This is a genomic window from Lactobacillus iners (assembly GCF_011058775.1).
GTDB classification, from domain to species: Bacteria; Bacillota; Bacilli; order Lactobacillales; family Lactobacillaceae; genus Lactobacillus; species Lactobacillus iners.
In genome coordinates this window covers 358,663-383,451 of record NZ_CP049230.1, presented here as the reverse complement: position 1 = coordinate 383,451, position 24,789 = coordinate 358,663, and the positions used below count along the sequence as shown (strand labels likewise).

Below are 24,789 nucleotides of genomic sequence, written 5' to 3'. Positions count from 1 at the left end.
TAGCATCTCTGCTCTCCAGATACTTTCGCCTTCCTTAGAAAGGAGGTGATCCAGCCGCAGGTTCTCCTACGGCTACCTTGTTACGACTTCACCCTAATCATCTGTCCCGCCTTAGACGGCTGACTCCTTTCGGTTATCCCGCCGGCTTCGGGCGTTACAGACTCTCATGGTGTGACGGGCGGTGTGTACAAGGCCCGGGAACGTATTCACCGCAACGTGCTGATTTGCGATTACTAGCGATTCCAGCTTCATGCAGGCGAGTTGCAGCCTGCAATCCGAACTGAGAACGGCTTTCAGAGATCCGCTTGCCTTCACAGGGTCGCTTCTCGTTGTACCGTCCATTGTAGCACGTGTGTAGCCCAGGTCATAAGGGGCATGATGACTTGACGTCATCCCCACCTTCCTCCGGTTTGTCACCGGCAGTCTCATTAGAGTGCCCAACTTAATGCTGGCAACTAATGACAAGGGTTGCGCTCGTTGCGGGACTTAACCCAACATCTCACGACACGAGCTGACGACAGCCATGCACCACCTGTCTCATAGTCCCCGAAGGGAACATCTAATCTCTTAGACTGGCTATGGATGTCAAGACCTGGTAAGGTTCTTCGCGTTGCTTCGAATTAAACCACATGCTCCACCGCTTGTGCGGGCCCCCGTCAATTCCTTTGAGTTTCAACCTTGCGGTCGTACTCCCCAGGCGGAGTGCTTAATGCGTTAGCTGCAGCACTGAGAGGCGGAAACCTCCCAACACTTAGCACTCATCGTTTACGGCATGGACTACCAGGGTATCTAATCCTGTTCGCTACCCATGCTTTCGAGCCTCAGCGTCAGTAACAGACCAGAGAGCCGCCTTCGCCACCGGTGTTCTTCCATATATCTACGCATTTCACCGCTACACATGGAGTTCCACTCTCCTCTTCTGTACTCAAGCTCGACAGTTTCTGATGCAATTCTCCGGTTGAGCCGAAGGCTTTCACATCAGACTTATCGAGCCGCCTGCACTCGCTTTACGCCCAATAAATCCGGACAACGCTTGCCACCTACGTATTACCGCGGCTGCTGGCACGTAGTTAGCCGTGACTTTCTAATTGATTACCGTCAAACAAAGGTCAGTTACTACCCCTGTCCTTCTTCACCAACAACAGAGCTTTACGAGCCGAAACCCTTCTTCACTCACGCGGCGTTGCTCCATCAGACTTGCGTCCATTGTGGAAGATTCCCTACTGCTGCCTCCCGTAGGAGTTTGGGCCGTGTCTCAGTCCCAATGTGGCCGATCAGTCTCTCAACTCGGCTATGCATCATCGCCTTGGTAGGCCGTTACCCTACCAACTAGCTAATGCACCGCAGGTCCATCCAAGAGTGATAGCAGAACCATCTTTTAAACAGTTGATAGGCATCATCTGTTATTATCCGGTATTAGCATCTGTTTCCAGGTGTTATCCCGATCTCTTGGGCAGGTTACCCACGTGTTACTCACCCGTCCGCCGCTAGCCTGTATCTTGTTTCACAGAGTGCAAGCACTCCGATCTTCAAGGCAGACTCGCTCGACTTGCATGTATTAGGCACGCCGCCAGCGTTCGTCCTGAGCCAGGATCAAACTCTCAATTTATTTTTAAATTGAACTGTTCTAGCTCATTTTCGATTTGTTTGATTTGTTATCTCAAATTTATTGCTTGCGAAATTGACTTCGCTTTTGTTTGGGGTCTTACCCCCGCACACAATTAGCGAAACTTTGTTCAGTTTTCAAGGTACTACGCACATCTAGTGCTTGTTTAGTTTATCATACTTAGTTCTGTTTGTAAAGAACTTTTTTCTCATAAACCTGCCGCTCACGTCTTATCCGTGACGACATTTAAAAATTATACATGATTGAAAAGTGTTTTTCAACTACTTTTTTCAATTTTTATGTCATCTGAAATGTAATTATTCAGACAACTTCTTTATGTTACTCTTTTAATTATGAATTAGCAAGCTTTTTTTGAAAAAAATTATTAGCAAAATACACTAATATCATGTTAAAGTTGATATTATAGTAATAACAAAGAAAGGAAAATGATAATGGAATACTATGATTTAGCGATTGTTGGTGCTGGACCTGTAGGACTTTTTGCTACCAAATTTGCTAATTTACACGGATTGAAAACGATAACTTTTGAAGCACTGGCTGATTGTGGAGGTCAAATCAACAGACTTTTTCCTAATAAAAAAATCAAAGATATTCCTGGTTATAATTCTATAATCGGCCATCAATTAGTAGATAAATTAAAAGAAGGCATCAATTCAAAAATAATCACCAATTATAAGGTTCAAGAAATAATCCAAAAAGACAGTAAAATTATTATCGATAACAATTATCAAGTAAAAACGCTATTGATTACTTCAGGAATGGGGGCTTTTACTCCAAAAAAATTGCCGCTACCTATTGATAGCTCTTGCGAAAAACATATACATTACTTTGTTAAAAACGCTGATCATTTTCAAGACAAGAATGTAGCTATTTTCGGTGGAGGTGACTCCGCACTGGATTGGGCAATGCAAATGGCTGATAAATGCAAAATTGTCATCATTCATCGGCGTGATCAATTTCGTGGTATGGAATCAACCTTAAAATTCTTACATCAACACAATAATGTACGTTTTTTGACACCTTATCTGCCTCAAAAAATAATATGGCAAAATAATCAACTGAATATTTTACTTAAAAAATTGGGTACCGAGGAAATGGAAGAAATCAAATGTGATGAAGCAGTGATAGCATTTGGTTTCAAATCTGACAATCTCTTATTAAAAAAATGGGGATTAAATCTCGAAGCAGGACATGTAAAAGTCAATAGTCAAATGCAAAGCAATATCGAAAATATATATGCTGCTGGTGATGCCTGTATTTACGATGGTAGAGTACCTATGATGGCATTGGGGTTTGGTGAAGCACAAATTGCTATCATGAGCATAATGAATCATCTATTTCCTGAAAAAAAATTAACTATCCATTTATCAAGTCATTAATAAATGATTTAGAAGAAAGGAAACAAAATGAATTTACTAGATTTTATTTTAAATATAGACAAACATTTAATAACTATTGTTAATAGTTGCGGAGATTGGACATACTTAATCTTATTTTTAATCGTATTCGTGGAAACCGGATTAGTAGTTTTCCCTTTTTTACCAGGAGACTCATTAATTTTTGCAACTATTGCTATGGCCGCTTCTCCTAAATATCATCTAGACCTTATCATATGCTATATTATCTTTATCATAGCAGCAATTTGTGGTGATAGTATCAACTACGAATTAGGTAAATGGTCGGAACTACAGAGTAACAAATTTAAGTGGTTCAATAAATTAATTAATCCACAGAAGAAAAAAGCAGCTGAGGATTTTTTTGAAAAACATGGCGGTATTACCATTGTAATTGGGCGTTTTATTCCAATTATCAGAACATTCGTTCCCTTTGTATCAGGAGCCAGCAAAATGCACTATCGAACTTTCGTTATATACAACATTGTTGGAGCCTTTTTGTGGGTATCATTATTTTCAATCTGTGGCTTTTTATTCGGTAATATTCCTGCTGTACAGCATCATTTTTCCTTGCTGATCATTGCTATCATTGCTATTTCTATTTTGCCTATCATCATATTATCTATCAAAAATAAATTAACTAAAAATTCTAAATAAAAAATTTCAAATCACAAAAAAGCACTTATTTCGATATGTATTCTATAACACGCATACATATTAAAATTAGTGCTTTTATTTTTCATGATAGCAATACTCGATAAAAATAGAGAGTACTTGGCAAAAATTATTTTACCCCATAAAATTTTTTCTCTTCTTCTGTCAAAGGGGCTTGACTATGTTCCTTCAAACTATCATTAATTTTTTCAACTGTAACTTGATCGTTAAAATATTTGGCAGCTACTATAGTAAAATTGATAATTGCTTTGCGATCATCATCACAACTAGCCAACCCCATAAGTTCTCTTCCCATTATATATGTTACCTTTCTTCTTTTAATTATAAAAAATAACTTTATTATCCACAGCATGTACGGAAAGTACAATATTAAGAAAAAAGCAAGCCAAAACTAAAAATAACATGCTTACTCCTAAGTTACACATATTATGATATATTGCCTAAATTTTGTAAATAAAAATTTGGAAGTGTTTTTAAATCGTCACCCGCATGTGCGGGAAATACGAAGACAGCTTATTTATTCTATACTACCTACCCTTCTTAATTAACAATCTCACAAAATATAATTCATAGATAAGCAAAAACGTAGCAGAACATGCAGCAAAGAATTCTTCAGTCAATATCAAAATAATTGGATCAGTATCAGGATTAAATAGCCAATTGTTATTGGTAAAAATTGCTCTATGAAATAGAATAAATAAATTAGTAAAATTGCCCATCGAAAACGGTACTACTATCAATGGTAAAAGTAATAAGCAAATAGTATAGCTATGTGGTAATGATACTATTTTTTTCTTTTTCCAAATTTCAAAATACAAAAAAATGAACAGCCAGATGCAGCCCAACATCAAAGCTATACTAAAAAGATTTTTACAATCTTTAAAATGGATCAATCCATTTAATGATGATTGTAAATCAGACATCTGTAATTTATCAGACACTGGATTAATCAGATATGACATCAATTGACTGTAATTCTTTAAAGCACCAAAGAGGCTTAAATGGATTAATTTATTCGTTCTTTGAGCAATCATCATTACTAGCAAAATAGGCCAGCTCAGCAATATCGTCCCCCACAGGCTAAGTAAAATTGCAGCTCCAAAGTTATAAATTACAATACTAAGTTTATTTTTCATTATAGCTGCCACTCATCTAAGTTATTTAAAACATATGTAGGTTGTATCTTTTCTTCTGCTAATTGCTTTTTGGTAGTTACACCAGTTAGTGTTAATAGCGAATCCATCCGACAATTGATGCCAGCCATAATATCAGTTTCATAATTGTCACCGACAATCAAGCTCTCTTCGATGTTCTTTTTTATTTTTTTCAAAGCATAATTAACAATTACAGCTGAAGGTTTGCCAATGAAAAAGGGCTTTTGATCACTAGCTACTGCAATCATTGCACATTGAGAACCATTACCAGGTAATAACTTATCACCTGAAGGCAGAACATGATCAGAATTAGTACCAATAAATTCTGCTCCTTTTCTAATGGCATTAGTAGCTATACAAATTTTTTTATAAGTTAAATCAGTATCCATACCAACAATGACATATTTTGGATTGTTATTATCTAAAACAATGCGGTCCTCAGCTAGCAAGCCTTTCCACAAACCAATTTGACCAATAATATAAACAGGAATTGCGTCCGTTCCTGGATTGTGCTCTAGTAAATATGATACTGTTGCCATAATCGGCGTATAAACATGATCTACATCAGTTATAACTCCGTGACTAGCTAGCTTAGCTACAATCATTTCTGGCGTTCTAGTAGTATTATTAGTTAAAAATAAATATGGTATTTTTTTCTCATTAAGGCGGTTAACAAAATCCACCCCACTTTGAATTGTTTTTTCTCCACGATAGATTGTTCCATCTAAATCTATTAAGTAGCAACCGTACTGTTTATTCACAATTAGCCCTTCCTTTTTCTAATAACAAATTTCTTTTGGCGATTATGCTTATAACTGATTTTGACACTATAGTTTTTATGTGACTTAAACTTAATTTTTTTGACTTTTTTCTCTTTAAAGTAATTATTTTGATTACCAAAATATTTATAATAGTGCTTATATTTACGACCCAGTACAATTTCCTTGATAGTATTATCACCCATTAATTGAATAATAAAATATGGGCTGTTGGGATTACAATATTCTTCGAGATAATCTACTATGGTAGATGCTCTTTTATCAATAGACACTCTTTCATCATCACTATAAAAGCCTTTTAGTCTTAAATGTTCGCTGGAAATATCACCAACGATAAAGTCATATTGATCTAAAAAAGGATCATATTTTTTTTGCATTAAATCGAGATCTAAGGCATTTTTTTCATTAGCAATAATCTGATAAGTTCGTCCATTAATCAATAATTGTTTATCTTTAAAACGTACATCTGCTTTTGCATGATAAGTTTTTGCAGGTACATTATTACAACTATTTGTATAGTCCATCATCATCTAACCTACTTTGTTTGCTTTTAAAATTGCTAAATATGCATCTTTTATTTTACCATCTGGCTTTTCCCATTCAATCCACTTCGGATTACGCCAATCTGATTCCAGTAGTAAAGTTTGTAAATCATATGTTTCATTGATATATTTTTCGTAAATTTGTAACTGTTTAGTTCTTGCAATATTTAATTTTAAAATTCTAACTTCTTTTATCTTACCATTATCAGCAGCCATTTCTGCAATACCATTTTGATTGATATTGGAAATTTCATAATATTTGCTACCATCATTTCTAGTAACTTCTTCAATTAAATTCAATTGTTGGTATTTAGCTGACATATCATTTTCCTTGCCTTTATTTTTTTATCCATAATACTTATAATATACTAAACTTAGAGTAAATATTGTAAATTAATCTCATAGAAAGAACCGGAGGTATCTAGTTAATGAGCAAATGCAAACATCTATATTTTACCATTGTCTTTTTGGGTATCTTTTTGCTCGAATCCGGGTTTTTAGTCATAGGCCACCGCGGAAACCCTAACAAATTTCCCGAAGAAACCATCCAAAGCGACAATTCTGCCTTTAATGACGGGGCTGATTTTGTCGAATTAGATTTGCATCTATCAAAAGATAATATTTTAGTTATCTCGCATGATAGAAATTTGTCACGGATAACTGGTTCCTCGGTTATTGTATCACAAAATAATTTTTCTTATTTGCACACCTTAAAATGCAAAAATGGCGAGCCTATAATGTCACTCAACGAATTGTTTGAATATTATCAGCATAAACCTCGTACCAAATTTTTGATTGAAACTAAAAAAACTAGTCATAATACGCCTAAGAACATGGAACAAATTTTAGCTAATGTTATTAAAAAATATCATATGGAAAATAGAGTTATGTTCCATTCATTTTCTGCTCCAAGTCTAGAAACTCTAAGCAAATTGTTACCAAAAATTCCACGTATTTTTATTGTCGGTTCACTTAAAAGAATTAATTTTGAAGTGCTCAGCTATGTCAATGGGATAAATATCTCTGCTGATTTAATTACACAAAATCCTGATTTAATTCAACAATTGCACAAGCTCCATAAAAAAGTCTATGTTTGGGCCGAAATGGATGAATCTCCTAAACTTTGGAATTGGTTAATTAATAACGATATTGACGCTGTAGTAACTAATTTCCCAGCAACGGCTTATCGCTATAATATGGCTAAAAAAAAGACTCATAAATTTAGTATTAACAAAGATGCCATTTTTTATAGTCGGGCTTCAGAAAGAGTTTTTGAAAATCCATATTTTAAGACTAAAACTAATAAAAAAATACATTTTTCACAAAATATTCACGTCAGCAATGCCGTTGAAACCAGTTCGGGAACTTATTATCAAATCGGAGCAAAACAATTTATTGATGCCGACTTTGTTAATTTTAATTTACCAGTAAATTGTATATATCCTTATTGGAATTTGCCAATAATTACCAAATACAATCAAATGACTACTACATATGTACATCCCAAATACACAGCCAATGTGGTAAAATTTTTAAAACCAAATACCAAATATAAAATTTATGGTATCAGCCAAAATCAAAAGTGGCTATTAACCACCTCAGGCTGGGTACCTGCTAAAGAAATCCTCTATTATGGTATTTTTCCTAATACTGCAGAATTTAATTATTACCGAAAACTACCACACAATTATCAACAAATCAATCTTGCTTTAGTTCCTGATGTAGCGTTCAATAGGCAATATGTGGTAAACTTTTGGAAACAATGTAAAATATTAAATAATATTAAAGATTTTTAAAGGAGACAGTAATTATGGATTTAGATTATAAAAAACTGGCTTTAGAAAAGAAAGATGCAATTTTAGCTGATTTAAAAGAATTAATAGCAATTGATTCATCCGAAGATTTAACCAATACATCTGAAGAATATCCTGTAGGACCTGGTCCTGTAACTGCATTGAAAAAGTTTTTATCATTTGCACAAAGAGATGGCTTTGATACACAAAATTTTGCCAACTATGCAGGTCGTATTAATTATGGAAATGGTGATAGCCGTGTAGGCATCATTGGTCATATGGATGTTGTTCCTGCCGGCGATGGTTGGAAAACTAATCCTTTCGAAATGGTTATCAAAGATGGAAAAATCTTTGGCCGTGGTAGTGCTGATGATAAGGGACCTTCTTTAGCATGTTATTATGGTTTACTAATTTTAAAAGAACATGGATTTGTGCCATCAAAAAAAATTGATTTTGTTTTAGGTACTAATGAAGAAACAAACTGGGTAGGTATTGACTACTATTTAAAGCATGAACCCAAGCCAGATATGGTATTTTCACCTGATGCTGAATTTCCAATTATCAATGGCGAACAAGGAATTGTTACTTTAAAATTAACTTTCAAAGAAGAAAATAGAAAAGGTACCAACTTCTTAATTAGTTTCGAATCAGGTATTGCTGCTAATGTTATTCCTCAAACTGCAAAAGCTACAATTAAAGATAATAGTTCTATTGATTTTGAGACTGAGTATCAGCAATTCTTAACAGAAAACGAATTAACTGGTGAAATTGAACATCAAAATGGTGTGATTAATTTCACATTAACTGGTCACGGAGCTCATGCTTCAGCTCCTGAAACTGGACGTAATGCTGCAACCTACTTAGCTAAATTTTTAGTAAAATATGATTTTGCTGGTAAAGCAGATAACTATTTAAGTTTCTTAGCTTCTGTCGAACATAATGATTTTCATGGAGAAAAATTAGGTATCTATCACCAAGACGATTTGATGGGTGAATTAGCAAGCTCTCCAAGTATTTTCAAATATAATGAAAATGAAGCATACTTATTAAACAATGTTCGATACCCACAAGGTACCAATCCAGAGATAATGGTTAATAATATTAATGAACGTTATGGCAACTTTATCTCTACTACAGTAGAGGGCAAGGCTGAAGAACCACATTATGTTCCAGGAGACGATCCAATTGTTCAAACTTTATTGAAAGTCTATGAAAAGCAAACTGGCTTAAAGGGACATGAAGTTGTAATTGGTGGCGGAACGTACGGCCGTTTATTTGAGCATGGTGTAGCCTTTGGAGCACAACCTGAAGGAGCTCCATTAGTTATGCACCAACCAAATGAATATATGAAAGTTGAAGATTTAATCAACTCAATTGCTATCTACGCTGAAGCTATTTATGAACTATGTAAATAATTAAGTTATCACCCACATATGACTTAATATTGAATATAATCAAGAAACAAAAGGTCTGAGAAATTTCTCAGACCTTTTGTCATTTATTCAAAGTAGTATTATGTTTCAAAATCTGATATGGTAATACGATATTTTTTTCAGCCACATCTTCATTTTTCATCAACTTAGTTAACATTCTCATAGCAACTGCACCTATGTCATATAGTGGCTGCTGAATTGATGTTAACTGAGGCCGAACAATTTTTGCAATATTAGTTGAAGTAGCAGATATAATCTCAAATTGTTCTGGAATAGATACTTGACTATCTAATGCTGCATTAACAATTCCTGCCGCTGTAATATCTTTGGTAGTAACTACTGCATCTATGCCATCACTATGCAACTTAGCAAATAAATTATATCCATCTTCAAAAGTCAAAATATTATCATAAATATATTCCGACTTAATTCCATGATCAGCTAAAAATTGACGATATGATTTAATTCTACATCCTCTATTTATATAAGCTTCTTTATCATCAACTATTAAGGCAATATTTTCTTTGCCATCTTTCCATAATAATTCTAAGGCTTTGCGATCCGCTTCTTTATAATCAATTGCTACACTGCCAAAATGGTCATTATCAATGATTGTACCTGCTAAAACAACTGGAATATTAGCTCGGCTAAAAGCCTCAGTTGCTTTAGGTGACATAGTATTACACATATAAATAACACCATCTACTTGTTTATTTAAGATGCTCTGGATAACATTACCATTATCAATTACATTGTTTTCAATGCTAGTTAAAATAATATTGTATTTATACATTGTCGCAATATCATCAATTCCTTTAGCTAATTCTGCAAAATGAAGATTAGTTAACCCAGGAACAACTACACCAACAGTAGTAGTTTTTTTCGAGGCCAATCCTTGTGCTACAGCATTAGGCTGATAATGTAAACGATCTATTACTGCTAAAACCTTATCTCTGGTTTCTTTACGAACATTAGTATTGCCATTAACAACTCTAGAAACTGTTGCCATCGAAACATTCGCTTCTCTAGCAACATCATATATAGTTACATCTTGTTTCTGCATTTTTAAAACCTCAATTCCTAAATTAAAGTTAGCAAGAAAACAATATATTTGCAAGTGATTATTAATATTTTGCATTAAATCAAGTAAAAATATGCTATACTCACATTATCTATGTTTAAATACAAATTTAAAACTAAGGAGATTTAAAATGAATTTAGATAAATTAAATGAATGGTTAATTAAAAATAATTGTGATGTAGCATACATTTCTGATCCTTTGAGCATTAACTACTTTACTGGATTTAATATGGATCCTAACGAAAGAATATTTGCCTTAGTTGCATTCAAAGACAAGCCTGCTTTCATTTTTGCACCAGAATTAAATGTAGAAGAAGCAAAACACTCAGCTTGGAATGGTGATGTTTATGGCTATCTTGATGAACAAAATCCATGGCAAAAGATTGCCAATTTAGTATCAGAAAGAATTGGACGTCCTCAAAAGATAGCTATTGAAAAGAGTTTTGTATCAATCGCTCGTTTGGAAGCACTCAAGTCTGTATTTACTGATGCAGATTTTAGTACTGATGTGTCAAAATTAATTGGTGAGTTAAGAATTATTAAAACAGAAGAAGAAGTTAAGCAATTGCAAGCTGCAGGAGCTGAAGCTGATTACGCATTCGAAGTTGGATTTAATGCCTTAAGAAATGGTGTCACAGAACGTTATGTTGCAGGTCAAATTGAATATCGCCTTAAATTAGACAAAGGCGTAATGCACACGAGTTTTGAAACTATTTGTCAAGCTGGAACCAATGCAGCAAATCCTCACCTAGGTCCAACTTTGAATACAATCAAACCAAATCAACTAGTTCTCTTTGATTTAGGTACTATGCACAATGGATATGCTTCAGATTCAAGTAGAACTGTCGCATATGGTGAACCTTCTGCCAAAGAAAAAGAAATTTACGAAATTGATCGTGAAGCACAACAAGCAGCAATCGACGCAGCTCGTCCTGGAATGACAGCTGGTGAATTAGATGCTGTTGCTAGAGACATTATTACCAAAGCTGGCTATGGTGAATACTTCATCCACCGTTTAGGTCATGGTATTGGTATGAGTGTACATGAATTACCACAAATAATGTCAGGTAATGACTTTATTTTACAAGAAGGTATGTGTTTCTCTATTGAACCAGGTATCTATATTCCTAACGTTGGTGGTGTACGTATTGAAGACTGCGGTGTTTTGACTAATGAAGGTTTCAAGACATTCACTAAGACCGATAAACAATTAAGATATATTCCAGTTAAAGAATAAGTAATTTTAAACTAAAAAGAACAGTTACAGCAACACTGCAACCGTTCTTTTTTATTTTATTCTTCATTTTTTAAATCTAAAATATCGTCTGATATATGTTGATTATCATCAACTTTTTCAGAAGAAGACTGTGTATTATCAATAATAATATCATCAAAATCTTTTAATTCAGAATCGTCATTAATATTACTAGGAATCTCCGTCATCTGCTCTTTCAAATCTTCAGTACGTTGATCATATTTTTCTTTCAATGTCTTAAACATATCATTATCAGTAATTTTGCCCTTGATATTAGAACTAACATCATCAGGTAAAAAGGCACTAGCCAAAATTCCTAAGCCAAATCCTAAAATACCACCAACTAAAAAACTACCTTTCTTTCCCATTTTACAGCCCCCCTTTAAAAATGTTTCTTATTATTCTTCTCATGCTTTTTTACAATTATATGACTTAAGATTGATGATACAATACCTAAGCCGACTTTTTTAGCACTGAATTTAGAAATATTACTCATCGCTTTTTTGGATGAATTATTAATATCAGATATACTTTCACTAACATCATCAATTGCTTGAACCAATGGATCAAGTCGCTTAACTTTATCATTGATATCTGCCATTAATTCATTGCTTGTTTTTAACAAATCTTCTGTTTGATTTAATAACAGGGATGTTTTACTATTTAAATCTGAAATAGTGGTATTGAGATTGTCACTAACTTGTATTAGACTTTTCATAAGCTTATACAACTTAACTAAGCATGGAATCATAAATACAACCAGAACTATAATCGCTACCGCAATAAGCAAAATAGCAATTTCGCTATAAGACATAACCATAATATATCCTCCGTCTTTCTTTACCGCTTATAAAAAGTCTAGCATTAAATTAATAGTCAATCAATGAATGAAAGTATGGTTTTTGTTATACTACAATTGGAATAATAAATAGGAGCATACTACTATGTACATACTTAACAACTTATTAACACCTTTTAAAATTCAACCAACACAAGCACATTTACTAGATTGGTCCCAACTAGCACACGAAAGTGTGGGCAAATTTCTAACAATTGCTTTTACTTCTCTTATCTACCTTGCTATTTGGACCATAGGTAAAAAATTTATCAATAAATATTTAATTCAAAATCCTCATTTTCAACAAAAAGTTTCTAGCCGAAAAAAAACTTTTTCACAACTACTTGTGAATATTTTCCAATATACGCTATTATTTTTCTACATTTATGGCATCCTCAATATCCTTGGCCTACCTGTAGGTACTTTGATTGCCAGTGCTGGTGTAGTTTCCCTAGCTTTAGGTATGGGAGCTCAGGGCTTTGTCAGTGATTTAGTAAATGGAATCACTATCCTTAGTGAATCACAATATGACGTAGGTGATTTAGTAAAAATAAGCGGTTTTACAGGAACTGTTATTTCACTTGGAATCAGAATTACTAAATTAAGAGCGTCAGACGGAACCATTATCTACATCCCCAACCGCAGTATTTCTATTGTGGAAAATTTAACCCGAGGTGGTATCGGAGTTGATATATCCTTGCATCTGGATGCTAATAATGACTTTGCAATTATAACTAAATCTATTAATGATGCCAATGAGATATTACGTCCAAAATTTTCTCGCAAATTAAAAAAAGATCCTTCGATTTTGGGTATTGTAAGTCAATATAAAAATGGTTTTACATACAATATCCACTTTCAAGTTGTACCAGGATATCAAATAGAAATTAAAAATGCCTATTTTTCAGAATATATTAAGCAATTACAAGCTAACAAGGTCATCTTCAATTAAAAACTTGGCTTTAAGTCTAGCTATATTACTTAGACATTTTTTTCCACCACATTGGCAATTCAGCTAATAATTTGCGTAATGCGATTCCTCGATGGGATATTGTATTTTTTTCCTCAACTGTCATTTCTGCGAAAGTTTTGCCTTTTTCTGCTACATAAAATAGAGGGTCGTAACCAAAATTGCCTTCACCTTTAGGCATCGTTAAAATGCGACCCAAAATTTCGCCTTGACTTACTAAATCACAGTCATATCTGTCAGGCCATGACAACACCATGGTAGTATGAAAAACGGCTGTTCGTTGTTGCTCAGGTACGCCACCTAGTTCAGCCAATAATTTAGCATTATTGCGGGCATCATTGTGATCTTCTCCTGAATACCTAGCTGAATAAACACCAGGAGCTCCATTTAATTTATCAACCATCAACCCTGAATCATCCGCTAAAGTAGGCAATTGACTAAACTGAGCTAACTTATGAGCCTTTAAAGTAGCATTTTGTAAAAAAGTAGTACCTGTTTCTATAACTTCAGGAACATTTTCTAAATCCCGATTAGTTATAACTTTTAGTGGAAAATTAGCTAATTTTAGAGCTTTTTCTACCTCTTTGGCCTTATTTAAATTAGTAGTTGCAAATAATAATGTATCCAAAATTTATACTTCCTTTTTTATTCTACATGCTGTGCTTTTAATGTTGGATCATGCATCCATTTTTTAGCAATTTTCATAAATTTAATTGGATCGCCTGTCGTATAATATTCATGCTTTCCACCTTTTTCTGCTAATAAATTATCTCGTTTAAGGACATTAAAAGTGTATTGTGCGACTTGATCAGCGGGATCAACAATTTTTTTGTCTTTGCCAATAAATTCAGCTATTTCTTTAATTAATAAGGGATAATGTGTACATCCTAAAATCAATGTATCATATTGCACATGCTTTAATGGTGCTAGACACTGGGCAACAACGGTCTTTTTTATTTTGTCAGAAGGATTAGCCTCTACTAGTGGTGCTAATTTAGGTTCACCTAATTCGGTAACTTGTATTTGTGAATTTCTAAAAGCTATTTCTTTAACATAAGAATGGCTATTTACAGTAGCATTAGTAGCAATAACAGCTACTTGATTGGTTTGCGTAATTTTGGACGCAGCTAAAGCACCAGATTGAATCACACCAATAATTTGCATTGGAATCTCCTGCTGAATAACCGACATAGCTGCCGCTGTGGCCGTATTACAACCAAAAATAATTACTTTGACATTTTTGGTTAGTAAAAATTTTACACTAGCCCTTGTTAAATTAATAATATCTTCTACTGTGCGATCACCATATGGCATATGAGCTTGATCGCCAATAAAAATAGTAGATTCATTAGGTAATCTTTGAATAACTTTTTTTAAAACGGTTAGACCACCTAATCCTGAATCCAATATTCCAATAGGACGATTATCCATTAAATAATTTTCCTCCAATTTTTTAAAAATTACTTTTTACATTCTACCCCTTTTTAGTTTACAATAATTTAAGATAAAAAAGGAAATGAAAAAATATGCAAGATAATTCAGAACAACTTTATTTTATAAATAGTTTATATAGAGATTGTATTCTAAGTGAAATTTTAGGCAAAGATGCCAGCGATATCCTTTATTGGGCAGGTAAACGAGTATCTCGTCGATATGACCTTTCTGATATCGATGATCTACCAGAATTTTTTAGAATAGCTCAATTTGGTCAATTAAAATTAATCAGTAATCGTAGAAAAACAGTAGTTTTTGAGTTATCTGGTCAAAATGTGACTGATCGAATAGAAAGTAGCATCACTGAATTTACCATTGAAAGTGGCATTATCGCTGAATGCATTGCTCGAGAAAATAAAACTAACGCAGAAGCAGTCGCCAATATTGATGCAAAAAGAAAAGTAGTGGAAATCGTTGTTCAATACGACTAATTCAAAATTATTCCACACTATAATTATTAGCTTAGGCTTGTTCATATAAAAATAAGAGGCAACCTCTAGATTTTAGAAGTAACCTCTTATTTTTTTGCTCAGAGCATCAAATTTTATATTGGTACTTTAATCAATATATTCTTCAATAGCAGCTTTTAACTTTTCTTTCGGGGTAAAGCCTGTAAAGCGGTTAACTAATTTTCCATCTTTTTTAATTAAAATAGTTGGAATAGCCATTATTCCTAATGCTTTAGGTGTATCAGGATTTTGATCAATATCAACTTTAGCAAATTTAACATCTTGCATTTCTTCCGACAATTCATCAATTACAGGCGATTGCATCCTACATGGTCCACACCAAGGAGCCCAAAAATCAATTACAACTAAACCTTCACTAGTTTCTACTTCATACGTCTTATCCGTTAGTTCTTCAAACATCGCTTTTCCTCTTTCTCTATCAAGCTTTGATCTATGATTTAATTAGCTAGTTTTCAATATATACAATCATGTATCTTTTTGCAAATATTTAATTTATTATTTCAAATGAACAATCGTAGCACCAGTTCCACCTTCATTAGCGGGAGCATAGGCAAATGACTGCACATGTTTACTTTGACGAAGATACTTTCCTACACCTAATCTAATAGCACCAGTTCCTACTCCATGAATTATTGTCACTACTGTCAACCCATTTAAGAGAGCTGTATCAATATATCTATCCAATTCAACCATTGCATCTTCGTATCTTTTGCCTCGCAAATCCAACTCTGCTTTGGCTTGAGTAGTTCTGATACCTCGACCAGATCTAACTACCATTTCTTTGGTTTTTGCCTTTTTGCTAACTATTTTATCTAAATCAGTTCCACTTACTTTTACTTTGATAATTCCAATTTGTACTTCAAATTGATTATCGGAGATTTTTTTGGTTACTACACCTGTTTGACCATAAGAACTAACCTTAACTGCATCGCCAGGTTGGATATCATGTTTTTTCTTAGCCTTTTTTAAAATCTTGTTATGAGCTAGTTGCTGAGTTTCATTTTCAATCGCATTAAAGGCATTTTTAGCTTCAATAACCTTATTTATTTTAAATTGACCATTATCATGTTGTTGCTGCTTCAACTGTTTAATTATTTTTTCAGCCTCATTGCGTTTATCACTAACAATTTTATCGACTTTTGCCATCGTTAATTGCATTTGATGATCAACTTGCTGATTATACCAGTCTAACCCAGCCTGTAATTTATTTTTCAAAGCTATACATAATTTTAATTTTTTATGCACCTGATTAGTTAGTTCTTCTGCGTCTTTAGTTTGCTGAGTAAGCCTTAAAATCATCTTATTAATATCGTTATTTTGCTCTGACATTAATGAACGTCCAGCTATAATGACTGTATTATCCATCCCTAACTGTTCAGCAATAGCAAATGCATTACTTTGCCCAGGTATACCTATTCTTAATTTATAAGTTGGATGCATCTTTTTAACATCAAACTCCATTGAAGCATTACTAGTTCTAAGGCGATTATAGCCATATAATTTCAATTCAGGGTAATGGGTAGTAATCATTATTTTAGGCAATCTAGCTTGCATATAATCCAAAATTGCAATAGCTAAGCACGCACCTTCTTCTGGATCAGTTCCAGCTCCCAGCTCATCAAGTAAAACTAAATCATCTTGATTAACATTAGCCATAATTTTGATAATTTGATCCATGTGTGATGAAAAAGTACTCAACGATTGATCGATTGATTGTTCATCACCAATATCGGCATAAATCTCACGGAATATTCCAACTTTGCTACCTTCATGAGCTGTAATATATAAACCTGACTGAGCCATTAATTGTAAAATTCCAACTGTTTTTAATATGATTGTCTTACCACCAGTATTAGGCCCAGTAATAAGCATCGTATCAAAATTTTTTCCTAATTCAATATCGTTAGTCACCACTTTGTTAGGATCTAGCAATGGATGACGAGCACCATGTAAATCCACTTCATTATTTTCAGTAAAAATTGGTTCAGTAGCTTTTAACTTCTTAGCTAATAAACTTTTAGCACTCAAAAAATCAAGCGAAATTAACGTACGAGCATCTGCTGCAATTTCATCAATATATTCTTGAGCCATAAGCGACAATTGCTTCAAAATTTTATGTATTTCACGTTTTTCTTCATAAACAAGCTGTTGTTGGCGATTATTAATTGATAAAACTGCTTCAGGCTCAACAAACATCGTTTGCCCACTAGCACTTTGGTCATGAACAACACCACCAAATTTATTTTTATAAGTTTGCTTTACTGGAATAACATAACGTCCATCTCGAATCGTAATAATCGATTCCGTAAGATATTCAGATGAATTCTTAAGATATGCTTCCATTTTGGTTTTTATATCGAGCTCATTAGCCTTTAAATTGTGTCTGATGCGATTTAATTCGGCAGATGCTGTATCTAAAACAGTTCCATCACTCTCCAATGAGCGATTTAAAGCATTAAATAAATCATCTAATGGCAATAATGAATCGATTAAATCATCGATAGCATGCAAATCGAGTTCACGATCTTGTATTGCTGACAAAAAAAATTTACAATCTCGCACTATAGATAAAATCAATAAAATATTACCTAATTCTTGTGCATTTAAATCTGCATTAATATGTAAGCGTTTAATGCTAGCATTAACATCAACAAAATCCGTCAAAGGTAAGGGACCCTTAACTCGCTGTATATTTACTAAGGCTGTAGTTTGAGCCATATTATTAAGTACAGTTTTGTAATCTGAAACTGGTAATAATTCTTGAGCTAATTTTTTAGCAGGTTCAGTTACAGCTAAATCACTCAGCATTTGAGTAATTCGTTTAAATTCCAATTTTTCAATAATTTTTGAGTTCATAAATAATTAATTCTCCATAAAAATAATCCCTAAATAGGGACTATCTTAAAATGAAAGCCATGCTATCACCAATGAAAAAAGACCAGCATTACTGATCCTTTTCCAGTTTATTCACCACTTAATCGTTCATCTGAAAGAAAGGTGTTTAAAACTCCTTGTACCATATCCCATTCTTCATCGCTAGTAATTTCATGCAAGTTAGAACCAAGAACAGCACCGTCCTCATCAGCATCATATGAAAATGCCTGAACTTCTACTTCTTCATCTTCACCTACAGCAGCAGGATAAAGTAATACATATGATTTATTATAATCATCAGAAGTAAATGTAAATAAAATCTCGAATAATTCTTCATTACCCTTATCATCAATTAATGTTATTTGATTTTCAGTATTTTTGTTACTAATCTTTTCGCCCATGGTTATCTAGTTATCCTTTCGCTTAGCTTCAAGAAAATTCTGTAAAATTAAAACTGCTGCCATCTGATCAATAATCTTTTTACGAGCAACACGATCACTAATTCCAGCTTCTTCAACTAAAATCCTTTTAGCCTGAATGGTAGTAAGTCGCTCATCACTATAATAAACGGGTATTTTAAATTTGGCTTTTAAACGTTCTCCATAGTCAAGGCACCTTTGAGCTGACTCACCACAAGTTCCATCCATATTCTTAGGTAAGCCCACCACAAAACCTGATACTTCGTACTCACGCACTAATTGCTTGACACGTCTCATACCAAAATTATATTTACTCTCATCAATCGGTATTGTTTCAACCTCTTGTGCAGTAATTCCCAAAGCATCGCTAACTGCAACACCTACAGTTTTACTACCTACATCCAATCCTAATAGCCGCATTATTTATCCTTGCCTAAATATGACTTGACTAATTCTTCAATTATCTCATCACGTTCATGTTTTAAAATAAGATTACGTGCATCATTATGTCGAGGAATATATGCCGGATCGCCTGAAAGAAGATAACCAACTATTTGATTAATCGGACTATATCCCTTTTCCTCTAAAGCAACATAAACATCTTGTAATGTATCATAAACATTTTTTCCTTTATTTTGATTAAAGTCAAAATGCATAGTTTTATCTAGCGAACTCATATTAATTCCTCCCATCAATTTAATTTTACTTAAAAATAACCTATAACTCAATCATATTATCAAAAATATTAACACAAAATTAAAGTTCATTCAAAACAGTTTCTAATGCTTTGGCTAATCCAGCTGGGTTCTTTCCACCTGCTTGTGCCATATTAGGGCGACCACCACCGCCACCACCAAAAATAGGTGCAGCAATTTTAATCAAATCTCCAGCCTTATGTCCGGCTTTAATAGCTTTATCATTTAAACTAATTAGCATGTTAGCTTTGCCGGCAACAGTAGTACCTAAAATTAAGACATCTGATAGATTTTGATTTTTCCAATTATCAGACAATTCACGTAAATCATTCATACCATCTACATCAACAATTTTGGCAATAACTTTTAAGCCATTAATATCTTTAATATCATCAGTTAAATCACTAGCTTTTGCTTGATTAATTTGTGATTTTAATTGTTCTACAGTCTTTTGTTCTTCACGTAAAGCATCTTCTAAAGCAACAACTTTATTTTGAATATCATCAACTTTTGTAGCCTTAACTTCATCTTGAATTTCTTTTAGAATCTCATCGTGCTTAACTGCATATTCATATGCCTGTTGACCAGTTACAGCCACAATTCTACGCATTCCAGCACCAATAGCTGATTCAGAAACAATCTTTAACATACCTATTTGATCTGTATTCTCACAGTGTGTACCACCACAAAATTCAATAGAAAAATCGTTAATTTGAACCACACGAACTTTTTCGTGATATTTTTCGCCAAATAATGCTAAAGCACCCATCTTAAGTCCTGTTTCTTGATCAGTAATGGTTGTTTTTACAGGAATTTCAGCCCAAATTTTTTCATTAACTAATCTTTCTACAGTAGCAATTTCTCGCTTAGTCATTGGCTCTAAACTAGTAAAGTCAAATCTCAAATAATCAGGCTCGACCAATGATCCAGCTTGATGAGTATGCGTACCTAAAACTTGACGTAAAGCAGCATGTAACAAATGAGTAGCAGTATGATTATGTTTTAAGCCACGGCGGCGTTGTTCATCAACTTTTAGAACGTATTCTTCACCCTTTTGCATTGGCAAAACCAACTCAACAAAGTGCAAATTCTGATCATTAGGTGCATGTTGTACATCAATCACATGAGCTACTAATTCTCCAGCTTGGTTAAAAATTTCTCCATGGTCTGCTACTTGACCACCACGTTCAGCATAAAATGGTGTCTTATCAAAAATTAATGTTGCTTGTTCACCATTAACTTGATCAACTAATTTATCGTCAACTACAATATCAAGTAATTTTGCATGATCTTCTTGTAATTGGTGATACTCAAAGACACTTTCATCCTTAATGTTCATCAAAGTTATATCTTGTGAACCCATTGATTGTAAATTACCACGTGCTTTTCTTGCACGTTCTTTTTGAGCCTTCATTTCAGCATCAAATTCTTCTTTATCAACAGCTAGGCCAGCATCTTGAGCAGCTTCAAAAGTTAATTCATATGGAAAACCATATGTATCAAACAATTTGAAAGCATCTTTACCTGATAATTTTGTAGCTTTAGCACTTTTAGCGTCAGAAATTAAACTATCTAATAAATTTAATCCTGATGATAAGGTCTCTTGGAAACGGTCTTCCTCATTCTTAATAACTTTTTCAACAAAAGCTTGCTGATCAACTACTTCAGGGTAATGAGACTTCATAATCTCACCAACAACACCTACTAATTTATACAGGAAAGCACCTTTTATTCCTAAACGCTTACCATTTAAGTCAGCACGTCTAATCAAACGACGCAAAACATAACCACGACCTGAATTAGATGGCAATGCACCATCAGCAATAGCAAAAGAAACAGCACGAACATGATCAGCAATAATCTTAAATGCCACATCATCTTCAGCAACCTTATTATATTGTTTACCATCACTTAATTTTTCAGTTTGCTTAATAATTGGCATGAACAAGTCAGTTTCAAAGTTAGTTGGAGCATCCTGAATAACCGAAACCACACGTTCCAAACCCATACCAGTATCGATATTTTTATGCGGTTGATCAACATATTTACCATTTGCTAAATGATTATATTGTGAAAATACGATATTCCAAATCTCCAAATAACGAGCATTTTCACCACCAGGGAAATTCTCAGGATCATCTTCAGCTACATCGTTATTTTCTTGACCACGATCATAGAATATTTCTGAGTCAGGACCACATGGACCTTCACCGATATCCCAAAAGTTATCTTCCAATTGAACAATATGGCTTTCAGGCAATCCTACGACTTCATGCCATAATCTATAAGCATCAGTATCTTTAGGATAAACAGTTACATATAATTTGTCAGGATCTAAGCCTAACCATTTATCACTAGTTAAAAATTCCCATGCCCATGGAATAACTTCTTCTTTGAAATAATCACCAACTGAGAAATTACCAAGCATTTCAAAAAAAGTTTGGTGTCTAGCAGTTTTTCCGACATTTTCAATATCATTAGTTCTGATTGATTTTTGTGATGAAGTAATACGATGATTTTTTGGAACTACAGAACCATCAAAATATTTCTTCATAGTTGCTACACCAGAGTTAATCCATAATAATGTAGGATCATCTTGTGGTATTAATGATGCACTTTTAAGCACCATATGACCATGCTCTTTAAAAAAGTCTAAGAACATTTGACGAACTTGTGAACTGGTCAATTTTTTCATACTTTTTCCTCCAAAAAAAATACTATTGCAGATATGAGGACGCTCAGTGCGCGGTACCACCTCGATTGCAACAGTATTTGTTACCACTTTATTTGCTTATAAAAAATAATACTAGGGAGCATTAATAGCCAAATATTAGATCTTTCTCACCATTTGATCTTCTCTGTGAAATATCAAACTAAAAACATATCCTAAACCTACTATATCTTACTACAATTTTTTTACTTTTCCAAGTCTTCACGTAATCTATCTCGCTCGCGTTTACGCTGACGTTTTTGCTTTCTGGCTTTGATTCGTTCTTCGATTTTTTTCTTTTGCTGTCTATCAGCTTGAATTGCTACTTTTATTTTTTTCTTATAACCTGGTTTTTTCTTGACTTTGGCTTTTTTAACCATACCAACTAGTCGATTATCTAATTTTTGTGCTCTAGTCCGGCGATTATCTCTTCGATGATAATGAGTTCTTTCAACTAATTCATTATTCTTGAGATCCTTAAATTCAAAATGAATACCTAATTTTTCCAATTGTGCTATCTGCTGCATTTCTTCCTCGTGGATAAGTGTAATTGCATGCCCATATAGGTTATTACGTCCTGTACGCCCAATACGATGAATTACAAACTCCAAATCAGTCGGTATTTCATAATTAATGACTAAACTAATTCCTGGTATATCTATCCCACGGGCTGCCAAATCACTAGCGATCACATATTGATATTGACCTTCTCTAACCTGCCTGATAGTTCTTTTACGTTCACGTTCAGTTATCCCACCATGAATTTTGGCCACTTTCAATCCCTTTTGATCTAAATATGTTGCTAATTCATCAACTGTTTTTTTAGTATTAGCAAAAACAAAAGCAAGGTAAGGTTGTCCCATAGTTAAAAGCGTATAAAGAATATCTTTTTTATTCTTAGAACCTACATCAATTAAATCATTAGCAACAGTTGGGGAAATAACACTTGGATTATCGATGACTACGAATTCTGGATGCTCCATATATTTATTTAAAAATTGCTCTAATTTAACAGGAATCGTTGCAGAAAAAGCACCTATCGTGACATTAGTTCCCAATCGCACCATAATGTCATCCATTTGATTTAAAAAGCCCATATCCAAAGTCATATCAGCTTCATCAATAATAAAAGTACTTACCTGATCCAATTTGATGATTTTTTTGATAGCAAAATCATGCAATCTTCCTGGCGTAGCAATAATCAATTGAGGAGCATTATTTGATGCTTTTTCTAATTGACGAGTACGATCATTACCTCCGCCTAAATATTCAATTGATATATTTAATTCTGCAGCATCCCTCAATTGACGAGCAACTTTATAAAGTTGACTAGCTAATTCTCGACTAGGAGCAGTAATGACCGCTTGAGTACATAAAAGTTCAGGATCTAAATCATTAATAATTGGAATTAAATATGCATGTGTTTTGCCAGACCCTGTCACCGCCTGCACTACGACATTTTGATGAGCCAACAATAATGGCAATACCTGTTGTTGCACAGGTGTTGGCTTTAAAAAATTAATTTTTTCCAAGCCTTTTTTGATATTTGGTTTTAACTGATCAGTTTGAAAAATATTATTCATTTGCATTTTCATTATATTTCTTTGTTACTTCAACAACTTCCGCAAAAATTTGCTCAACTTCTTTCATATCAACTGCATTAGCTCCACTAGCAAGTGCATGTCCACCACCATTGTGTTGTTCTGCTAATTGATTAATAATTGGACCTTTAGAACGATAATGAACACGATACGTTCCATCAGATTTTTCGACAAAAATATTCCAAGCAATAATCCCCTTAATACGACCAGGGGTACCAATAGTAGCTGAAGCTTGATCTTCATTAATCCCCAACTTATGCAATTGTTGTTGAGTAACTACAGCATAAGCAGCTCCACAAGGATCGACATGCAATAAATCTATTACTGAATTTTGCAATTTTGCTTGTTCTAATGTAACTGTTGAAATATTCATAGCAATTTCGGTAATGTCAATTCCTGTAGCAGCTAATTCATAAGCGGCTTTTAATGTTGCAGGAGTAGTTTCTGCATACATAAAACGACCAGTATCTCCTACCATACCAGCGTAAATTGGATAGGCAACTTCCTTAGTTAAAGGTAATTTTTCTGCTTTAATAAAATCAAAGATGATTTCAGCAGCCGCAGGCTTTTCTGGTTCTACATAACGTAAATCACCATAAGGATCAACATCAGGGTGATGATCCATTTTGATTAAAAAGTCGCCCATCCTAAAACGATCATCTGAGATCCTCGGAGTATTAGCCGTATCGACAGTAATAACTAATGCACCTTGATAATCTTCATCTTTAACCTCATCCATTTTATTAATCCAGGCCAAATCACCTTCTGGCCCACCAGCACAGAGAATCTTTTTTTCAGGAAAAGCCAACTTAAGACTACGTGCTAATCCAGCTTGTGATCCTAAAGCATCTGGATCTGGATGCTGATGCCGATGAATTATTATAGTTGAATAATCATTTATTGTTTTGAAAATTTCATCAAATGTATTCATAAAAAAACTCCTTCATTAATATCTTATATTGTACATTAATCTCTTATACATTGG

The 24,789-nt window shown here is 33.9% G+C and carries 25 protein-coding genes and 1 rRNA gene; 7 read left to right on the top strand and 19 right to left on the bottom strand.

What is annotated here, in order from left to right:
- Positions 1 to 38 precede the first annotated feature (38 nt).
- Positions 39 to 1,609, bottom strand: a 16S ribosomal RNA gene (locus G6Z82_RS01940).
- Positions 1,610 to 2,058: 449 nt separating this feature from the next.
- On the opposite strand from G6Z82_RS01940, the gene G6Z82_RS01935 reads away from it, so the two are divergent.
- On the top strand, positions 2,059 to 3,006 hold the full coding sequence (locus G6Z82_RS01935; protein ID WP_164785739.1) for an NAD(P)/FAD-dependent oxidoreductase: 948 nt from the start codon (positions 2,059 to 2,061) through the stop codon (positions 3,004 to 3,006).
- A 27-nt stretch (positions 3,007 to 3,033) separates the two neighbouring features.
- On the top strand, positions 3,034 to 3,678 hold the full coding sequence (locus G6Z82_RS01930; protein WP_006728837.1) for a VTT domain-containing protein: 645 nt from the start codon (positions 3,034 to 3,036) through the stop codon (positions 3,676 to 3,678).
- Between the two features lie 127 nt (positions 3,679 to 3,805).
- Here G6Z82_RS01930 and G6Z82_RS01925 read toward each other — a convergent pair whose 3' ends face one another.
- From G6Z82_RS01925 to G6Z82_RS01905, 5 genes are all read right to left on the bottom strand, one after another.
- Positions 3,806 to 3,991, bottom strand: a complete 186-nt coding sequence (locus G6Z82_RS01925) for a hypothetical protein (RefSeq protein WP_009310570.1) — start codon at positions 3,989 to 3,991, stop codon at positions 3,806 to 3,808.
- Between the two features lie 232 nt (positions 3,992 to 4,223).
- Positions 4,224 to 4,832, bottom strand: coding sequence for a TIGR01906 family membrane protein (locus G6Z82_RS01920; RefSeq protein ID WP_006730473.1), 609 nt, complete (start codon positions 4,830 to 4,832; stop codon positions 4,224 to 4,226).
- On the bottom strand, positions 4,832 to 5,611 hold the full coding sequence (locus tag G6Z82_RS01915) for a TIGR01457 family HAD-type hydrolase (protein ID WP_006728840.1): 780 nt from the start codon (positions 5,609 to 5,611) through the stop codon (positions 4,832 to 4,834). Before G6Z82_RS01915 ends, G6Z82_RS01920 begins: the two co-directional genes overlap by 1 nt.
- Before the next feature lie 2 nt (positions 5,612 to 5,613).
- Positions 5,614 to 6,159, bottom strand: coding sequence for a YutD family protein (locus tag G6Z82_RS01910; protein WP_006736176.1), 546 nt, complete (start codon positions 6,157 to 6,159; stop codon positions 5,614 to 5,616).
- Positions 6,160 to 6,492, bottom strand: a complete 333-nt coding sequence (locus G6Z82_RS01905) for a hypothetical protein (RefSeq protein WP_006733180.1) — start codon at positions 6,490 to 6,492, stop codon at positions 6,160 to 6,162.
- Positions 6,493 to 6,599: 107 nt separating this feature from the next.
- On the opposite strand from G6Z82_RS01905, the gene G6Z82_RS01900 reads away from it, so the two are divergent.
- Together G6Z82_RS01900 and pepV are read left to right on the top strand one after the other, a co-directional pair.
- Complete coding sequence (locus G6Z82_RS01900) at positions 6,600 to 7,967, top strand: glycerophosphodiester phosphodiesterase (RefSeq protein WP_006728843.1); 1,368 nt, start codon at positions 6,600 to 6,602, stop codon at positions 7,965 to 7,967.
- 14 nt (positions 7,968 to 7,981) lie between these two features.
- Positions 7,982 to 9,379, top strand: a complete 1,398-nt coding sequence (pepV, locus tag G6Z82_RS01895) for a dipeptidase PepV (protein ID WP_164785738.1) — start codon at positions 7,982 to 7,984, stop codon at positions 9,377 to 9,379.
- 79 nt (positions 9,380 to 9,458) lie between these two features.
- Here pepV and G6Z82_RS01890 read toward each other — a convergent pair whose 3' ends face one another.
- Entirely contained in the window at positions 9,459 to 10,460 is a 1,002-nt protein-coding gene (locus G6Z82_RS01890; RefSeq protein ID WP_164785737.1) for a substrate-binding domain-containing protein, read from the bottom strand.
- 148 nt (positions 10,461 to 10,608) lie between these two features.
- Between G6Z82_RS01890 and G6Z82_RS01885 the strand changes: the two genes are divergently transcribed.
- Positions 10,609 to 11,715, top strand: a complete 1,107-nt coding sequence (locus G6Z82_RS01885) for a M24 family metallopeptidase (protein ID WP_006730458.1) — start codon at positions 10,609 to 10,611, stop codon at positions 11,713 to 11,715.
- 56 nt (positions 11,716 to 11,771) lie between these two features.
- Here G6Z82_RS01885 and G6Z82_RS01880 read toward each other — a convergent pair whose 3' ends face one another.
- Together G6Z82_RS01880 and G6Z82_RS01875 are read right to left on the bottom strand one after the other, a co-directional pair.
- On the bottom strand, positions 11,772 to 12,101 hold the full coding sequence (locus G6Z82_RS01880) for a hypothetical protein (protein WP_006728847.1): 330 nt from the start codon (positions 12,099 to 12,101) through the stop codon (positions 11,772 to 11,774).
- Positions 12,102 to 12,115: 14 nt separating this feature from the next.
- Complete coding sequence (locus G6Z82_RS01875; RefSeq protein ID WP_006728848.1) at positions 12,116 to 12,553, bottom strand: DUF948 domain-containing protein; 438 nt, start codon at positions 12,551 to 12,553, stop codon at positions 12,116 to 12,118.
- A 124-nt stretch (positions 12,554 to 12,677) separates the two neighbouring features.
- Between G6Z82_RS01875 and G6Z82_RS01870 the strand changes: the two genes are divergently transcribed.
- Positions 12,678 to 13,523, top strand: coding sequence for a mechanosensitive ion channel family protein (locus tag G6Z82_RS01870; RefSeq protein WP_164785736.1), 846 nt, complete (start codon positions 12,678 to 12,680; stop codon positions 13,521 to 13,523).
- 25 nt (positions 13,524 to 13,548) lie between these two features.
- On the opposite strand, the gene G6Z82_RS01865 is transcribed toward G6Z82_RS01870, so the two are convergent.
- Together G6Z82_RS01865 and murI are read right to left on the bottom strand one after the other, a co-directional pair.
- Positions 13,549 to 14,169 carry an XTP/dITP diphosphatase gene (locus G6Z82_RS01865; protein WP_006728850.1) on the bottom strand — a complete coding sequence of 207 codons (621 nt, stop codon included), beginning with the start codon at positions 14,167 to 14,169 and terminating at the stop codon, positions 13,549 to 13,551.
- Between the two features lie 17 nt (positions 14,170 to 14,186).
- Positions 14,187 to 14,972: a glutamate racemase gene (gene murI, locus G6Z82_RS01860; RefSeq protein WP_164785735.1), complete on the bottom strand. Its 786-nt coding sequence runs from the start codon at positions 14,970 to 14,972 to the stop codon at positions 14,187 to 14,189.
- Positions 14,973 to 15,067: 95 nt separating this feature from the next.
- On the opposite strand from murI, the gene G6Z82_RS01855 reads away from it, so the two are divergent.
- Positions 15,068 to 15,466: a YslB family protein gene (locus G6Z82_RS01855; RefSeq protein ID WP_006732105.1), complete on the top strand. Its 399-nt coding sequence runs from the start codon at positions 15,068 to 15,070 to the stop codon at positions 15,464 to 15,466.
- Between the two features lie 126 nt (positions 15,467 to 15,592).
- Here the strand turns inward: G6Z82_RS01855 and trxA are convergent, their stop codons facing one another.
- The 8 genes from trxA to G6Z82_RS01815 all read right to left on the bottom strand — a co-directional run bounded on the left by trxA (position 15,593) and on the right by G6Z82_RS01815 (position 24,735).
- Positions 15,593 to 15,904: a thioredoxin gene (gene trxA / locus G6Z82_RS01850; RefSeq protein ID WP_006728853.1), complete on the bottom strand. Its 312-nt coding sequence runs from the start codon at positions 15,902 to 15,904 to the stop codon at positions 15,593 to 15,595.
- Between the two features lie 96 nt (positions 15,905 to 16,000).
- Positions 16,001 to 18,361: an endonuclease MutS2 gene (locus tag G6Z82_RS01845; protein WP_164785734.1), complete on the bottom strand. Its 2,361-nt coding sequence runs from the start codon at positions 18,359 to 18,361 to the stop codon at positions 16,001 to 16,003.
- 107 nt (positions 18,362 to 18,468) lie between these two features.
- On the bottom strand, positions 18,469 to 18,780 hold the full coding sequence (locus G6Z82_RS01840) for a DUF1292 domain-containing protein (RefSeq protein WP_006728855.1): 312 nt from the start codon (positions 18,778 to 18,780) through the stop codon (positions 18,469 to 18,471).
- 6 nt (positions 18,781 to 18,786) lie between these two features.
- A complete protein-coding gene (ruvX, locus tag G6Z82_RS01835; protein WP_006728856.1) occupies positions 18,787 to 19,218 on the bottom strand; it encodes a Holliday junction resolvase RuvX in 432 nt (143 codons plus the stop codon).
- Positions 19,218 to 19,475 (bottom strand): IreB family regulatory phosphoprotein, encoded by a 258-nt coding sequence (locus tag G6Z82_RS01830; RefSeq protein WP_006730455.1) that lies wholly within the window; start codon positions 19,473 to 19,475, stop codon positions 19,218 to 19,220. Before G6Z82_RS01830 ends, ruvX begins: the two co-directional genes overlap by 1 nt.
- A 79-nt stretch (positions 19,476 to 19,554) precedes the next feature.
- The gene (gene alaS / locus G6Z82_RS01825; protein ID WP_006736326.1) at positions 19,555 to 22,188 is read right to left on the bottom strand and encodes an alanine--tRNA ligase; all 2,634 of its coding nucleotides are present in this window, start codon (positions 22,186 to 22,188) and stop codon (positions 19,555 to 19,557) included.
- 221 nt (positions 22,189 to 22,409) lie between these two features.
- Entirely contained in the window at positions 22,410 to 23,792 is a 1,383-nt protein-coding gene (locus G6Z82_RS01820) for a DEAD/DEAH box helicase (RefSeq protein WP_006734881.1), read from the bottom strand.
- Positions 23,779 to 24,735, bottom strand: coding sequence for a DHH family phosphoesterase (locus G6Z82_RS01815; protein ID WP_164785733.1), 957 nt, complete (start codon positions 24,733 to 24,735; stop codon positions 23,779 to 23,781). Before G6Z82_RS01815 ends, G6Z82_RS01820 begins: the two co-directional genes overlap by 14 nt.
- Positions 24,736 to 24,789: the final 54 nt, after the last annotated feature.

Excerpts from the sequence above, each read along its gene's own strand:
- G6Z82_RS01935 (WP_164785739.1), top strand. The coding sequence starts at position 2,059 with ATGGAATACTATGATTTAGCGATTGTTGGTGCTGGACCTGTAGGACTT.
- G6Z82_RS01930 (WP_006728837.1), top strand. The coding sequence starts at position 3,034 with ATGAATTTACTAGATTTTATTTTAAATATAGACAAACATTTAATAACT.
- G6Z82_RS01925 (WP_009310570.1), bottom strand. The coding sequence starts at position 3,991 with ATGGGAAGAGAACTTATGGGGTTGGCTAGTTGTGATGATGATCGCAAA.
- G6Z82_RS01920 (WP_006730473.1), bottom strand. The coding sequence starts at position 4,832 with ATGAAAAATAAACTTAGTATTGTAATTTATAACTTTGGAGCTGCAATT.
- G6Z82_RS01910 (WP_006736176.1), bottom strand. The coding sequence starts at position 6,159 with ATGATGATGGACTATACAAATAGTTGTAATAATGTACCTGCAAAAACT.
- G6Z82_RS01905 (WP_006733180.1), bottom strand. The coding sequence starts at position 6,492 with ATGTCAGCTAAATACCAACAATTGAATTTAATTGAAGAAGTTACTAGA.
- G6Z82_RS01900 (WP_006728843.1), top strand. The coding sequence starts at position 6,600 with ATGAGCAAATGCAAACATCTATATTTTACCATTGTCTTTTTGGGTATC.
- pepV (WP_164785738.1), top strand. The coding sequence starts at position 7,982 with ATGGATTTAGATTATAAAAAACTGGCTTTAGAAAAGAAAGATGCAATT.
- G6Z82_RS01890 (WP_164785737.1), bottom strand. The coding sequence starts at position 10,460 with ATGCAGAAACAAGATGTAACTATATATGATGTTGCTAGAGAAGCGAAT.
- G6Z82_RS01885 (WP_006730458.1), top strand. The coding sequence starts at position 10,609 with ATGAATTTAGATAAATTAAATGAATGGTTAATTAAAAATAATTGTGAT.
- G6Z82_RS01880 (WP_006728847.1), bottom strand. The coding sequence starts at position 12,101 with ATGGGAAAGAAAGGTAGTTTTTTAGTTGGTGGTATTTTAGGATTTGGC.
- G6Z82_RS01875 (WP_006728848.1), bottom strand. The coding sequence starts at position 12,553 with ATGGTTATGTCTTATAGCGAAATTGCTATTTTGCTTATTGCGGTAGCG.
- G6Z82_RS01870 (WP_164785736.1), top strand. The coding sequence starts at position 12,678 with ATGTACATACTTAACAACTTATTAACACCTTTTAAAATTCAACCAACA.
- murI (WP_164785735.1), bottom strand. The coding sequence starts at position 14,972 with ATGGATAATCGTCCTATTGGAATATTGGATTCAGGATTAGGTGGTCTA.
- G6Z82_RS01855 (WP_006732105.1), top strand. The coding sequence starts at position 15,068 with ATGCAAGATAATTCAGAACAACTTTATTTTATAAATAGTTTATATAGA.
- trxA (WP_006728853.1), bottom strand. The coding sequence starts at position 15,904 with ATGTTTGAAGAACTAACGGATAAGACGTATGAAGTAGAAACTAGTGAA.
- G6Z82_RS01845 (WP_164785734.1), bottom strand. The coding sequence starts at position 18,361 with ATGAACTCAAAAATTATTGAAAAATTGGAATTTAAACGAATTACTCAA.
- G6Z82_RS01840 (WP_006728855.1), bottom strand. The coding sequence starts at position 18,780 with ATGGGCGAAAAGATTAGTAACAAAAATACTGAAAATCAAATAACATTA.
- ruvX (WP_006728856.1), bottom strand. The coding sequence starts at position 19,218 with ATGCGGCTATTAGGATTGGATGTAGGTAGTAAAACTGTAGGTGTTGCA.
- G6Z82_RS01830 (WP_006730455.1), bottom strand. The coding sequence starts at position 19,475 with ATGAGTTCGCTAGATAAAACTATGCATTTTGACTTTAATCAAAATAAA.
- alaS (WP_006736326.1), bottom strand. The coding sequence starts at position 22,188 with ATGAAAAAATTGACCAGTTCACAAGTTCGTCAAATGTTCTTAGACTTT.
- G6Z82_RS01820 (WP_006734881.1), bottom strand. The coding sequence starts at position 23,792 with ATGCAAATGAATAATATTTTTCAAACTGATCAGTTAAAACCAAATATC.
- G6Z82_RS01815 (WP_164785733.1), bottom strand. The coding sequence starts at position 24,735 with ATGAATACATTTGATGAAATTTTCAAAACAATAAATGATTATTCAACT.